Annotated in this window: 13 protein-coding genes; 1 reads left to right on the top strand and 12 read right to left on the bottom strand. The window is 71.6% G+C overall.

Annotated features, from left to right (window positions below; translation table 11 throughout):
* Nucleotides 1-76 precede the first annotated feature (76 nt).
* From era to ACGF8B_RS28230, 9 genes are all read right to left on the bottom strand, one after another.
* Nucleotides 77-1,051, bottom strand: coding sequence for a GTPase Era (gene era, locus ACGF8B_RS28270; RefSeq protein ID WP_124717787.1), 975 nt, complete (start codon nucleotides 1,049-1,051; stop codon nucleotides 77-79).
* A 62-nt stretch (nucleotides 1,052-1,113) separates the two neighbouring features.
* Entirely contained in the window at nucleotides 1,114-2,058 is a 945-nt protein-coding gene (locus ACGF8B_RS28265; protein WP_392743995.1) for a WxL protein peptidoglycan domain-containing protein, read from the bottom strand.
* An 83-nt stretch (nucleotides 2,059-2,141) separates the two neighbouring features.
* Nucleotides 2,142-3,497, bottom strand: coding sequence for a beta-xylosidase (locus tag ACGF8B_RS28260; protein WP_392744624.1), 1,356 nt, complete (start codon nucleotides 3,495-3,497; stop codon nucleotides 2,142-2,144).
* A 262-nt stretch (nucleotides 3,498-3,759) separates the two neighbouring features.
* Complete coding sequence (locus tag ACGF8B_RS28255; protein WP_342282343.1) at nucleotides 3,760-4,113, bottom strand: cytidine deaminase; 354 nt, start codon at nucleotides 4,111-4,113, stop codon at nucleotides 3,760-3,762.
* 41 nt (nucleotides 4,114-4,154) lie between these two features.
* A complete protein-coding gene (locus tag ACGF8B_RS28250) occupies nucleotides 4,155-4,508 on the bottom strand; it encodes an MmcQ/YjbR family DNA-binding protein (protein WP_392743992.1) in 354 nt (117 codons plus the stop codon).
* Nucleotides 4,505-5,797 (bottom strand): hemolysin family protein, encoded by a 1,293-nt coding sequence (locus ACGF8B_RS28245; protein WP_392743989.1) that lies wholly within the window; start codon nucleotides 5,795-5,797, stop codon nucleotides 4,505-4,507. Before ACGF8B_RS28245 ends, ACGF8B_RS28250 begins: the two co-directional genes overlap by 4 nt.
* A complete protein-coding gene (gene ybeY / locus ACGF8B_RS28240) occupies nucleotides 5,794-6,291 on the bottom strand; it encodes an rRNA maturation RNase YbeY (RefSeq protein WP_124717782.1) in 498 nt (165 codons plus the stop codon). The genes ACGF8B_RS28245 and ybeY overlap by 4 nt, the downstream gene beginning before the upstream one ends.
* Nucleotides 6,292-6,300: 9 nt before the next feature.
* A complete protein-coding gene (locus ACGF8B_RS28235; protein ID WP_342282346.1) occupies nucleotides 6,301-7,332 on the bottom strand; it encodes a PhoH family protein in 1,032 nt (343 codons plus the stop codon).
* Nucleotides 7,333-7,478: 146 nt separating this feature from the next.
* The gene (locus tag ACGF8B_RS28230) at nucleotides 7,479-8,585 is read right to left on the bottom strand and encodes a carbohydrate kinase family protein (protein ID WP_392744621.1); all 1,107 of its coding nucleotides are present in this window, start codon (nucleotides 8,583-8,585) and stop codon (nucleotides 7,479-7,481) included.
* 370 nt (nucleotides 8,586-8,955) lie between these two features.
* Between ACGF8B_RS28230 and ACGF8B_RS28225 the strand changes: the two genes are divergently transcribed.
* Complete coding sequence (locus ACGF8B_RS28225; protein WP_392743985.1) at nucleotides 8,956-10,311, top strand: MFS transporter; 1,356 nt, start codon at nucleotides 8,956-8,958, stop codon at nucleotides 10,309-10,311.
* On the opposite strand, the gene ACGF8B_RS28220 is transcribed toward ACGF8B_RS28225, so the two are convergent.
* From ACGF8B_RS28220 to ACGF8B_RS28210, 3 genes are read right to left on the bottom strand one after another with little or no spacing between them, the layout of a single operon-like run.
* The gene (locus ACGF8B_RS28220) at nucleotides 10,275-11,267 is read right to left on the bottom strand and encodes an adenosine deaminase (protein ID WP_392743982.1); all 993 of its coding nucleotides are present in this window, start codon (nucleotides 11,265-11,267) and stop codon (nucleotides 10,275-10,277) included. The genes ACGF8B_RS28225 and ACGF8B_RS28220 overlap by 37 nt on opposite strands.
* A gap of 48 nt (nucleotides 11,268-11,315) precedes the next feature.
* Complete coding sequence (locus ACGF8B_RS28215; protein WP_392743980.1) at nucleotides 11,316-12,224, bottom strand: ribonuclease Z; 909 nt, start codon at nucleotides 12,222-12,224, stop codon at nucleotides 11,316-11,318.
* A gap of 15 nt (nucleotides 12,225-12,239) precedes the next feature.
* On the bottom strand, nucleotides 12,240-12,599 hold the full coding sequence (locus ACGF8B_RS28210; protein WP_124717777.1) for a histidine triad nucleotide-binding protein: 360 nt from the start codon (nucleotides 12,597-12,599) through the stop codon (nucleotides 12,240-12,242).
* Between the last annotated feature and the right edge of the window lie 201 nt (nucleotides 12,600-12,800).

Genomic DNA, 12,800 nt, shown 5'->3' with positions numbered 1-12,800 from the left:
TCACACCCCTCGGCCCGGAGGGCCTCAGCGGCCTCGGGCAGCTGCGCCGCCCTCCGGCCGCCGGACCGGGCCGAACTCAGAAGCCGAGCTTGCGCAGCTGCTTCGGGTCGCGCTGCCAGTCCTTCGCGACCTTCACATGGAGGTCCAGGAAGACCGGGGTGCCGAGCAGCGCCTCGATGTGCTTGCGGGACTTGGTGCCGACGTCCTTCAGCCGCTTGCCCTTCGGGCCGATGATGATGCCCTTCTGGCTCGGGCGCTCGATGTAGACGTTGGCGTGGATGTCGAGCAGCGGCTTGTCCGCCGGGCGGCCCTCGCGCGGCAGCATCTCCTCGACGACGACCGCGATGGAGTGCGGCAGCTCGTCCCGTACGCCTTCGAGCGCGGCCTCGCGGATCAGTTCCGCGACCATGACCATCTCGGGCTCGTCGGTGAGGTCGCCCTCCGGGTAGAGCGGCGGGCTCTCGGGGAGCAGCGGGGCGATCAGGTCGCCCAGCAGACCGACCTGGGTGTCCTTGACCGCGGAGACCGGGATGATCTCCGCCCACTCGAAGCCGAGCTCCTCGCCGAGGCGCGAGACGGCCAGCAGCTGTTCGGCGAGCTGCTTGGAGTCGACCAGGTCGGTCTTGGTGATGATGGCGATCTTCGGGGTCTTCTTGATGCCCGCGAGTTCCTTGACGATGTACTTGTCGCCGGGGCCGAGCTTCTGGTCGGCCGGCAGGCAGAAGCCGATGACGTCGACCTCGGCCCAGGTGGTCCGTACGACGTCGTTGAGACGCTCGCCCAGCAGCGTGCGCGGCTTGTGGAGGCCGGGGGTGTCGACCAGGATCAGCTGCGCGTCGTCACGGTGCACGATGCCGCGCACGGTGTGCCGGGTGGTCTGCGGCCGGTTGGAGGTGATCGCCACCTTCTGGCCGACCAGAGCGTTCGTGAGGGTGGACTTGCCCGCGTTGGGGCGGCCCACGAAGCAGGCGAAACCGGCCCGGTGGGGGGCTTTGCCCGCGGCCTGCTGCGCGGCGGCATCTGTGTCAGGTCGAACGCTCATGGCGCCCATTGTCCCCGATCCCGGCGGCCCCGCCGCACCAAGGGCCGCGGCGGGGCCTGTCGGATGTCGTCTCAGGCGGTGCGGGTGCGGCCCCGGCGGGCCCGTATCCACATCCCCGTGCCCCCGCCGACGATCACCAGCAGGATCCCGGCGACCAGCCAGGGCAGCGCGAAGTACGAGGCGGTGGCGGACTCCCGGGTCTCGCGGGCGCTCGCGGTCAGCCGGATCTCGCCCCATTCCAGCTGGGGCGCGCCGGCCCACTGCTCGGTCAGCCGGACCTGCTGGCGGGGCAGCAGTTCGGAGGGGATCCTCTTCAGGTCGCGGGCGAGCAGGGTGCGGCCGAAGAGGCCCTCGGCCTTGAGGGCGACCTTGGGGCTGAGGGTGACATTGCCCCGGTTGTGGAGCGTGTACGAGATCACGGCCCGGCTCTTCCCGGTGCCGGGGACCAGGGGCTGGCTGTGCTCGACCCGGACGTCGTCCACGGAGAGCGCGGGCATGGTCGGACCGTTGACCCGCAGATAGATCCGGGCGCCGACCGCCTTCTGGACGCCGACGGCGACGGCACCGGCGTCGGCGGGGTCGATGCGCTCGTCCAGGGCGACGAGCGCGCCGGGGTGGTCGCCCGGTTCGGCGTTCTCGGGCACGGCGATGGTGACCGGGACGGTGACCGAGCCGTGCGGCCGCACGGTGACCCGGTCGCGGCCGGTCCTCGCCCAGGCACCGACCGAGCTCTGCTTCTCGTCGCGGGTGCGGACGGCGAAGCCGCCGTCGCGGGCGGTGTTGTAGGCGTCGGCGGCGTAGAGCCGGAAGGTCTGCGGCCGGTCCGTCTTGTTGGTGACGGTGACCTTGTCGTGGAGCGTGGCGCCGGGGTCGGCCGAGAGGTAGAAGTACGGGCGCTGGCCGGCCCGTGCGGTGGCCGGGAAGACCGACCAGCTGCCGTTGTCCGCGGCGTCGGCCGCCGGCGCGCCGATCAGCAGGAGGACGCCGGCCAGGAGCAGTACGTGAATGTGGCGCACGGTTCAGAACCCCCGGGTGGTGGTCGGGACGGACGGTCCGGGCGGGTGCGCGCCCGGTCCGCCGGTTGCTCGGGAGCGCTCGGTCACGTGAGGGTGAGGGTGAGCACGCCGGAGTACGCGCCGGGGGCGGTGTACGCCGGTACGTTCAGCGCGAGCCGGGCGTCGACGGTGAACTCGCCGCCCGTGAAGGTCCCGTTCGGTGTGGACGCCAGGGTGGCCCCCGCGCTGCCGACCGGTCCCGCGGAGCCCGCCGCGCAGGTGCTCGGGCTTCCGGGCTTCGTCGCGCAGACCGGGGTCCAGCCGAGTGCGGAGGCACCGATCGTCGCGCCGCCGGGGCCCTGGAAGTCGGTGACCTTGCCGGTCAGGGACCAGCCCGCGGGGCCGCCGCGGAAGTCCTCGACCGTCACCGTCTGCAGGGAGCCGCGGGAGGCGCCGCCCCGGCCGAAGTCGACCGCCGACATCTCGACGGTGTCCCCGGCCTGGAGCATGGAGAGCGTGCCCGCCTCGATGGAGGTGTTGAGCCTCTGGCTGCCGTCCGGGATCTCGCCGCCGCCACCCGTGACGGTGTAGGCCTGCGGGCCCGCACCCTTGGCCGGGTCCCAGGCGCCGCCCTCGTAGGCGACGATGCCGGTGGTCGCCGGGTCGCTGACGGTGAGCCGGCCGCTGAAGCCGCCGGAGCCGTCCGCCTTCACGGTGGCCGTGTCGGCGGTCCGGGTGTCACCGGCCCGGCCGGCGAGGGTGACGTCCGCGCCCGGGGTGAACTTCGACCCGGTGACGGTGACCTCGTCGCCGGCCTTGCCGGACGCGGCCCCGAGCTGGATGGCGCGCTCGTTGACCTGACCGCCGTCGTCCGTCGCGATGATCGTCTCGGAGACGGGGGCGGGCGGGTCCGTCACCGTGCAGGGGGTGTCCAGCTCCATGATGTAGCTGGTGTGGATGTTGTAGTCGCCGGGCGACAGGGTGATCGAGCCGGGCGCCGTGACCGTGAAGGTGCCGGTCATCGAGAACGACGGGAAGGTGCCCTTGCCGGGTACCGGATCGTTCTTCTTGGGGCCCGCGACGGTGACGCTCGTGCTCTGCGCACCGCCCACGGTGACCTTGCCGGTCGGCGTCATGATGTCGGCGGGCAGTGCCAGATCGACCGGGTTGCTCGCGGCCGCTTCGACGACGGTGTACGTCACGGTGACCGTGTCGCCCACCTTCGGGGCGGCGTTGTCGACGGTGATCGAGGCCTTCGTCGTCCCGTCGATCGGCGGGATGCCCGCGATGGCCGGCGGGATGCAGTGGGTGGGGAAGTCCACCGGCACCGAGGCGGTGACCGTGGCCTGCGCGGGGCCCGCGAGCACCCCTCCCCCGGCCACGACGAGCGCGCCCACGCCCAGCGCGGCGGCCCAGCGGCGGCGGTGTCCGGGCCGCCCCCGGGCGCCGGATCTTCGCATGCTGATTCTTCGGTCGGTCGGACGCATGGAGCCCCCTCCTGCGGATGCGGCGCAGCGGCTCTCCGCGCCGACGGGGGCCCATTGACGGCTCCGGCCGAAAAGAAGTCAATGGCAGCGAAATGCACCGACTGATGGTCCATCAGATGCTGTCAAGATCCCTGTGCCGGAGAGATCTCGACCGCGTCCGCCGCCAGCCGCTCGACCGCGTCCGTCACCGGCCGCTCGACCACGCCCGCCGCCAGCCGCTCGACCGCATCTGCCGTCAGCCGGCCGTCACGCTGATCCGCAGGGTGCCGTCGGGCCCGGCGAGCAGGACGGGGGTGTCCGGGCCGCCCAGGTCCCGTACCGCGGCACGGTCCTCGTCCGACGGGGTCTGCGCCTCGGAGACGACCGCGGCCGCCTCCAGCGAGGTGGCTCCGCTGGCCACGGCCATCGCCACGGCGGTCTGCAACGCGCTGAGCTTCAGCGACTCCAGCCGGACGGTGCCGGCGACATAGGTACGTCCGGTCTCGTCCCGTACGGCCGCGCCCTCCGGCACACCGTTGCGGGCGCGGGCGCTGCGCGCCAGCGTGACGATCTTGCGGTCCTCGGCGCCGAGGTCGGTGCTCTCAGTCATGTGCCGAGCATACGAACCGGGCGCACCCGCCCGCGCACCGCCTACGGCCGGTCGAGCCGGAGCCGTTGCGCCTTCGGCAGTCCCGCCACCACCAGGTCGTAGGAGTCCTCGATCAGCTCGCGGAGCAACCGGTCCGGCACCCCGGACACCGTCACCGTGTTCCAGTGACGTTTGTTCATGTGCCAGCCCGGCACCACCGCGTCGTACTTCTCCCGCAGCCGCACCGCCTCGTCCGGATCGCACTTCAGGTTCACCGTCAGCGGCCGGGCGTCCAGCGTGCTGAGCGCGAACATCTTGCCGAGCACTTTGAAGACCGAGATCTCGGGGCCGAACGGGAACTCCTCGGCGCTCGCGTTGAACTCCAGGCAGAACGCCCTGAGCTGCTGCGGGGTCATCCCTCGTCCTCCCCCCGGGCCGGCACGGGCTCCACCAGCACCGTGACGATCTTGTTGCGGCGGCCCGCCGGGGACTCCGCGGTCAGCCGCAGCCGGCGGCCGTCGGGGAGGTCGACGACGGCCGAGGCCCCGGCGATCGGGACCCGCCCCAGCGCCTTGGCCAGCAGTCCGCCGACGGTCTCCACGTCCTCGTCGTCGTACTCGTCGAGGCCGAACAGCTCCCCGAGGTCGCCGATGTCGAGGCGCGCGGTCACCCGGAAGCAGTCGTTCCCCAGCTCCTGGACCGGCGGGAGTTCGCGGTCGTACTCGTCGGTGATCTCGCCGACGATCTCTTCGAGGATGTCCTCGATGGTGACGATGCCCGCCGTGCCGCCGTACTCGTCGATCACGACGGCGACGTGGCTGCGCTCCTGCTGCATCTCGCGCAGCAGGTCGCCGGCGTTCTTGGTGTCGGGCACGAAGGACGCCGGCCGCATCGCGGTGGAGACCAGGTCGGCCTCCGACTCGCGGTTGATGTGGGTCTTGCGGACCAGGTCCTTGAGATACACGATGCCGACGATGTCGTCCTCGTTCTCCCCGGTGACCGGGATCCGCGAGAAGCCGGAGCGCAGCGCCAGGGTCAGCGCCTGCCGGATCGTCTTGTAGCGCTCGATGCAGACCAGGTCCGTGCGCGGCACCATGACTTCGCGCACCAGCGTGTCGCCGAGCTCGAAGACGGAGTGCACCATGCGGCGCTCCTCGTCCTCGATCAGCGACTCCGCCTCGGCGAGGTCGACCATCGCGCGCAGTTCGGCCTCGCTGGCGAACGGGCCCTTGCGGAACCCCTTGCCCGGCGTCAGCGCGTTGCCGATGAGGATCAGCAGCTGCGGGATCGGGCCCATGACCCTGGCCAGCGGCAGCAGGACGTACGCCGCGGCGGTGGCGGTGTTCAGCGGGTGCTGGCGGCCGATGGTGCGCGGCGAGACGCCGATGGCGACGTAGGAGACGAGGACCATCACGCCCATGGCGACGGCCAGCGCCTCCCAGGTCTCCGGGAGCTCCTTCAGACAGGCGTACGTGACGAGCACGGCCGCCGACATCTCGCAGGCGACCCGCACCAGCAGGGCGACGTTGAGATACCGGGTCGGGTCCGCCGCGACCTGTTCCAGCTTCCCGCTGCCGCGCCGCCCGGAGCGGACCGCCTCGGCGGCCCGGAAGCTGGAGACCCGGGCGATGCCCGCCTCCGCGCAGGCCGCCAGCCAGCCGACGACGACCAGCAGAACGGCCCCGAGAACGAGAGGAACGCTCACGAGACGGTGGGGGCGGGCGACGGCCCGGTCAGGCCGTGCTCGGCGCGCCAGCCGTCGACGATCGCGGCCTGGAGACCGAACATCTCGGCCTTCTCGTCCGGCTCCTCGTGGTCGTACCCGAGGAGGTGCAGCACTCCGTGGACCGTGAGGAGCTGGAGCTCCTCGTCCATGGAGTGCCCGGTCTCCGCGTCCTCGCCCTGCTTCTTGGCGACCTCCGGGCAGAGCACGATGTCACCGAGGAGCCCCTGCGGGGGCTCCTCGTCGTCCTTGGCCGGCGGACGCAGCTCGTCCATCGGGAAGGACATGACATCGGTCGGGCCCGGGAGGTCCATCCACTGGATGTGGAGCTGTTCCATGGCGTCGGTGTCCACCACGATCACCGAGAGCTCGGAGAGCGGGTGGATCCTCATCCGCGCGAGCGCGTAGCGGGCGATGTCGAGGATCGCCTGCTCGTCGACCTCGGTTCCGGACTCGTTGTTGACGTCGATCGACATGGTGCGCTGTTACTGCTTCCGTTGGTGGCTGTCTCGGTTGTCGTACTTCTCGTACGCGTCGACGATACGGCCGACGAGCTTGTGCCGGACGACATCCTGGGAGGTGAGCCGGGAGAAGTGCACGTCCTCGACGCCGTCCAGGATCTCCTGGACCTGACGCAGACCGCTCTTGGTGCCGTTCGGCAGGTCGACCTGGGTGACGTCACCGGTGATGACGATCTTCGAGTCGAAGCCGAGCCGGGTCAGGAACATCTTCATCTGTTCGGCGCTGGTGTTCTGCGCCTCGTCGAGAATGATGAAGGCGTCATTGAGGGTCCGGCCCCTCATGTAGGCCAGCGGCGCCACCTCGATCGTGCCCGCCGCCATCAGCCGCGGGATCGAGTCGGGGTCGAGCATGTCGTGCAGCGCGTCGTAGAGCGGCCGCAGGTACGGGTCGATCTTCTCGTAGAGCGTGCCGGGCAGGAAGCCGAGCCGCTCGCCCGCCTCGACGGCGGGGCGGGTCAGGATGATCCGGTTGACCTGCTTGGACTGCAGGGCCTGGACCGCCTTCGCCATGGCGAGATAGGTCTTGCCGGTACCGGCGGGGCCGATGCCGAACACGATCGTGTGCTTGTCGATCGCGTCGACGTACCGCTTCTGGTTGAGCGTCTTGGGGCGGATCGTGCGACCGCGGCTGGAGAGGATGTTCTGGGTGAGCACCTCGGCCGGCGTCTCCTCGCCGTCCCCCTCGCCGTTCTCAGTCGCCCTGAGCATGGCGATCGAGCGTTCCACTGCGTCCTCCGTCATCGGCTGACCGGTGCGGAGCACCAGCATCATCTCGTCGAACAGGCGCTGGATCAGCGCGACTTCCGTCGCGTCTCCGGCGGCGCTGACCTCGTTTCCCCGGACGTGGATGTCGGCCGCCGGGAAGGCCGTCTCGATCACGCGCAACAAGGCGTCACCGGAGCCCAGAACGGTCACCATCGGATGGTTGGCGGGGACGGTGAAATGGGCTCGCGCCTGCCTCGGCGCAGGGGACTGGGCTGTGGGTGTCTGAGTCATGGGCCGGCTCTGTGGCCTGCACATTCCTCCCATTGCAAGGTTCTCGCCGATCGACAACCTCTCGGATTACCAAGCCTACGACTCCGCACCGACAACACCGAGGGCTTTTTCGCACAGGCTCGCGAAGTGGCGGGCGCGTCCGCCGGTCAGGCGGGGTGGCGGAATCCGATCGTGGGGACCGCCCGGCGCAGCGGCCAGGGCCGGGCGGCGGCGGGCAGCAGCTCGTCCAGGAAGGCGTACCGCTGGAGCGCGGCCGGGTCCTGGTCGGCGAAGGTGCGGATCTGCTGCCACCAGGCGGCGATCTCCGCCCAGCCGGGCGCCGAGAGCGATCCGCCGAATTCCTGGACGGAGAGGGCCGCGGTCAGTCCGGCGAAGGCCAGCCGGTCGGCCAGCGGCCAGTCGGCCAGGGTTCCGGTGACGAAACCGGCGACGAAGACGTCGCCCGCGCCGGTGGGGTCGAGCGCCTCGACCTCGATCGCGGGCACCTCGGCGCTCGCCCCGGTCGCCGAGTCCACCGCGTAGGCGCCCTCCGCGCCGAGGGTGACCACGGCGAGCGGCACGCGCTCGGCCAGGGCGTGGGCGGCGGCGCGCGGGCAGTCGGTGCGGGTGTAGCGCATCGCCTCCTCGGCGTTGGGCAGGAAGGCCTGGCAGTGCTCCAGGTCGGTGAGGGCGTCCAGCTCCCAGCGGCCGGTGTCGTCCCAGCCGACGTCGGCGAAGATCCGGGCGCCGTTGCGGGCCGCGGTGGCGACCCAGGGCTCGCTGCGGCCGGGCGCGAGCGAGGCGACGGCGGCTCGGGCGCGGGGCGGACAGCACGGGAACGCGGGTTCCCCGGCGGGGACCGCGGGGCCGGGTGCCTCGTGGCCGTGCGAGACCATCGTCCGCTCGCCCTCGTACGCCATCGAGACGGTCACCGGCGAGTGCCAGCCGGGGACGGTGTGCGACATGGACAGGTCGATGCCCTCGCCCTGTTCGAGGGCGTCCCAGCAGTACTCCCCGTAGTGGTCGTCGCCGAACGCGGCGGCCAGCGAGGTGTGCAGCCCCAGTCTCGCCAGGGCGGTCGCCATGTTGGCGACCCCGCCGGGGCTGGAGCCCATGCCGCGCGCCCAGGACTCGGTGCCGCGCACCGGGGCGCTGTCCAGGCCGGTGAAGATGATGTCGAGGAAGACCGTGCCGGTGAGGAAGACGTCGCAGTCCGGGTCCTGCGGGGCGCGCAGCCCGTCCAGTGGGTCGATACCCGGAATGTCCGCTGGAATGTCCGTGCTCACCTTGCGCTCCCCGGTCGTGGCAGATCTGGCCAGTGTGCCCGATGGGCCGCCGTAACCGGAGGGTGCGCGCCGTCGGCCGCGAAGGGCTCGTCCGGGCACCTCATATGCGGGCTTCGACCTGCATAAACATGCGCTTCTACCCGGGCTCCCGGAGGGTAAACGCATATGTGATCCAGATCACATCGGGGTGGCTTTCGGTCGACTGACCGCAGTTGATACAAATTGGCCCGCGAGCCCAGTCGGTGACAGTTACCGAAGAGTGGCCCGAATTCCCCGCATTTCCAGCTTTACCCCCCTTCTTCTCGCATTGCCCTCCCCTGCCTTCTCTGCCGCCTCAGGCATGTCCTCAGGAACGCCCATGTCCTCGCGCCCTCGCGCCGCGTGGCCTCTGGTCGCCGTGTTCACCGCCGGTTACCTCGCCGCCTATCTGCTCCCCACCATCGTCGGGCGGCTCTCCGTCTATCTGGGCCTCAGTACGGCGCAGGCCGGCCTGGTCGGCAGTGCCCTGCTGGTGAGTTCGGCGACCGCCGGGTTCGCGCTGGCGGGCCGGGTCGAGACCTGTGGTCCGCGGCGGCCGGCCCGGATCGGGCTGGTGCTGGCCATGGCGGGGTACGGCTGCGCCGCGCTGGCCGGGTCGGTGCCGCTGGTGGTCATGGGCGCGGTGATCGGCGGCTTCGGCTCCGGCACGGCGACCGCGGTGGCCGCCGCGGGCATCGCCGCCCAGCGCGATCCGCACCGCACCTCGTCGCTCGGGCTGCTCAGCGTCTCCGCGACGGCGGGTGCCCTGTATCTGTCGATCCCGCACCTCGGCGGCGGCCACCGGCTGCCGTTCGCCTCGATCGCCGTGGTCGCCCTGCTCGTCTGGCCCGCCACCGCGCGGCTCGGCGGTGCCACACCGGCCGGTCCGGCCGCCCCGGTCGCCGGCCGGCTGCCGCACCGCCGCTCCGGGCTGGTGCTCGCGGGCGGCATGCTCGTCTGGTCGATGGCGCAGAACGCGCTGTGGGGCGTCAGCAGCCGGATCGGGGTGGACCGGGTCGGGCTCTCCGAGGTCACCATCGGCGCGGTGTTCGCCGCCGCGCTCGGTGCGGGTCTGCTCGGGGTGATGGGCGCCGGGGTGCTGGGCGCCAGGCTCGGCCGGGCGGTACCGATCGGGCTGGGCACCGTGATCATCGCGGCGAGCATCGTGCTCAGCTCGTCGGCCGGGAACCTCGGCCAGTTCGCGACCGGCGAGATCCTCTGGAACACGGTCTATCCCGTGGTCCTGTCATACCTGATCGGCCTGGCCGCCTCCCTGGACGTACGCGGCCGCTGGGCGGTCCTCGCGGGCTCCGCCTCGTCCGTCGGGGTGGCCTGCGGACCGGTCCTCGGCAGCCTGCTCTCCGAGCAGGCCGGCTACCCGGTCATGGGCCTGGTCCTGGGCGCCGTGACGCTGCTGGTCGCGGCCCCGGTCACGGCCGTCGCCCTGCACACCGGTGGCCGTCCGCTGGTGCCTGGATCGGTGCGCCGCAGGGGCGGCGCCCCGGCCGCGCTGCTCGCCGTCACCACGGGCGCGGTGCCCGGCGCCGTGCCCAGGCTGGGCGCGCCCGAGCAGGCCGTCACGGAGATCAGCCTGCCGGTGCGCCGCAGGCGCCCGGTCAGGACCGCGTTCCGGACGGCCGGCCCGGCGGGTGGGGCCGGTCAGCCGAACGCGTACGCCTCGACCTCGGACAGATAGCGCGCCCTGCGCTCCTCGTCGTGGTCGAGGAAGGCCGCCTCGAAGGAGTTGCGGGCCAGGGTGCGCAGCCGCTCCCGGTCCAGGGCGAGCGCCTCATGGACGGCGTGGAAGGTGTCCCCGACGTATCCGCCGAAGTAGGCGGGGTCGTCGGAGTTCACCGTACAGAGCAGTCCGGCGTCCATCATGGCCCGCAGCGGGTGCTCCTCCAGGGTGTCGATGGCGCGCAGCCGTACGTTGGACAGCGGGCAGAGGGTGAGTGGCACCCGGTCCGCGACCAGCCGCTCCACCAGCTCCGGGTCCTCCATGCAGCGCAGTCCGTGGTCGATGCGCTCGACCCCGAGGACGTCCAGCGCCTCCCGGATGTACTCGGGCGGGCCCTCCTCGCCGGCGTGGGCGACCTTGCGCAGGCCGAGCGCCCCGGCCGCCTCGTACACCTCGCGGAACTTGACGGGCGGGTGGCCGACCTCCGCGGAGTCCAGGCCGACCGCGCTGATCCGGTGCAGATACGGCTTCGCCGCCTCCAGGGTCTCCAGTGCGGACTCGGCGGACTCGTCGCGCAGGAAGCACATGATCAGCTGGGTGGAGATGCCGTGCTTCTCCTCGCTGCGGTCCAGCGCCCGGCCGAGCCCCTCGACGACGGTGCCGATCGGGACGCCGCGGGCGGTGTGCGCCTGCGGGTCGAAGAAGATCTCCGCGTGCCGGACGCCCTGCGCCGCGGCGCGGGCGAGGTAGGCGTCGGCGAGTTCCTCGAAGTCCTGCTCGGTCCGCAGCACCGCCATCAGCGCGTAGTACAGGTCGAGGAAGCTCTGCAGGTCGTCGAAGAGGTAGGCGGTGCGCAGCTCCTCGGTGTCCGCGTACGGCAGCTGGACGCCGTTGCGCGCGGCGAGCGCGAAGGCCGGCTCGGGTTCGAGGGTGCCTTCGATGTGCAGGTGGAGTTCGGCTTTGGGAAGGGGCACGGGTATTTCACGCTCACAGACGGTGGTGCTGGTGTGGTGCTGGTGTGTTCAGAGGTGCCGGGTGGGCACGGGGATACGGCTGAGGTCCTGGGCGACGGTCAGTTCGCCCTCGAAGCCCGCCGCACGGGCCTGGGTCTCGAAGGCGGCCGGGTCGTCGTACCGCTGCGAGAAGTGCGTCAGCACGAGGTGCCGTACTCCCGCGTCCCGGGCCGCCCGGGCCGCCTGTCCGGCGGTCAGATGGCCGTGGTCGGTGGCGAGCCGTTCGTCCTCGTCGAGGAAGGTCGACTCGATGACCAGCAGGTCGCAGCCGTCGGCCAGCGCCTGCACGCCGTCGCAGAGCCTCGTGTCCATGATGAACGCGAACCGCTGGCCGCGCCTGATCTCGGAGACGTCGTCCAGCGAGACGCCGCCGATTGCTCCCTCGCGCCGGATCCGGCCGACGTCGGGCCCCTCGATGCCGTGCTCGGCCAGTTTCGCGGGCAGCATGCGACGCCCGTCGGGTTCGACGAGCCGGTAGCCGTACGACTCGACGGGGTGCGAGAGCCGGTGGGTGCTGAGCGTGTACGCGTCGGTGGTGGCGAGCACCCCGTCGGCGGCGACCGGTGCCTCGGTCAGCTCGACGGACTCGCGGTAGGCGGTGGCGTACCGCAGCCGCTCGAAGAAGTGCTGCCCGCTCGCCGGGTAGTGCGCGGTGACCGGGTGCGGGACCTGGTCGAGGTTGATCCGCTGGATCACCCCGGCCAGGCCGAGCGAGTGGTCGCCGTGGAAGTGCGTGACGCAGATCCGGTCGATGTCGTGCGCGGCGACACCGGCCCGCAGCATCTGGCGCTGGGTGCCCTCACCGGGGTCGAAGAGGATGCCCTCGCCGTCCCAGCGCAGCAGGTAGCCGTTGTGGTTGCGGTGCCTGGTCGGGACCTGGCTGGCGGTGCCGAGGACCACGAGTTCGCGTACGGACACGGTGTGCGGACCGCTCTAGCCGGGGGGCCACTGAAGTCCGCGGCCGCCCAGGACGTGGGCGTGCGCGTGGAAGACGGTCTGGCCGGCGCCGGCGCCGGTGTTGAAGACGACCCGGTAGCCGGTGTCCACGATCTTCTCGTCGGCGGCCACCTGCCCGGCCTCGCGCAGTATGTCGGCGGCGATGCCGGGCTCGGCGGCGGCGAGCGCGGCGGCGTCCGGGTGGTGGACGCGGGGGATGACGAGTACGTGAGTGGGGGCCTGCGGGTTGATGTCCCGGAAGGCCACGGTGGTCTCGGTCTCGCGGACGATGGTCGCCGGGATCTCACCCGAGACGATCTTGCAGAACAGGCAGTCGGGCTGCGGTTCTCCTGCCATGGGGTGGCTCCTCGGTAGCTGGTGACGGTGGTGGTGATCGTTGTACGGCATGCTATCGGGCCGTCCGCGGCGGGCGTTGTCCCCTGCCGCCCTTCCCGAGCACCCGGCGATCAGCCCCTCCCGGGACCTGGAACCCGCCCCCTCCGAACCTGGAACCGTCCCCTTCCGAACCTGGAACCCAGCCTCTCCGGCGTTTGAGGA

Origin of the sequence: Streptomyces sp. NPDC047917, from assembly GCF_043204345.1 — a bacterium.
In the GTDB taxonomy this organism is placed as follows: Bacteria; Actinomycetota; Actinomycetes; order Streptomycetales; family Streptomycetaceae; genus Streptomyces; species Streptomyces sanglieri.
This window is presented reverse-complemented; position numbering and strand designations above follow the sequence as displayed.

Excerpts from the sequence above, each read along its gene's own strand:
- ybeY (WP_124717782.1), bottom strand. The coding sequence starts at position 6,291 with ATGTCGATCGACGTCAACAACGAGTCCGGAACCGAGGTCGACGAGCAG.
- ACGF8B_RS28250 (WP_392743992.1), bottom strand. The coding sequence starts at position 4,508 with ATGACCCCGCAGCAGCTCAGGGCGTTCTGCCTGGAGTTCAACGCGAGC.
- ACGF8B_RS28255 (WP_342282343.1), bottom strand. The coding sequence starts at position 4,113 with ATGACTGAGAGCACCGACCTCGGCGCCGAGGACCGCAAGATCGTCACG.
- ACGF8B_RS28210 (WP_124717777.1), bottom strand. The coding sequence starts at position 12,599 with ATGGCAGGAGAACCGCAGCCCGACTGCCTGTTCTGCAAGATCGTCTCG.
- ACGF8B_RS28225 (WP_392743985.1), top strand. The coding sequence starts at position 8,956 with ATGTCCTCGCGCCCTCGCGCCGCGTGGCCTCTGGTCGCCGTGTTCACC.
- era (WP_124717787.1), bottom strand. The coding sequence starts at position 1,051 with ATGGGCGCCATGAGCGTTCGACCTGACACAGATGCCGCCGCGCAGCAG.
- ACGF8B_RS28260 (WP_392744624.1), bottom strand. The coding sequence starts at position 3,497 with ATGCGAAGATCCGGCGCCCGGGGGCGGCCCGGACACCGCCGCCGCTGG.
- ACGF8B_RS28235 (WP_342282346.1), bottom strand. The coding sequence starts at position 7,332 with ATGACTCAGACACCCACAGCCCAGTCCCCTGCGCCGAGGCAGGCGCGA.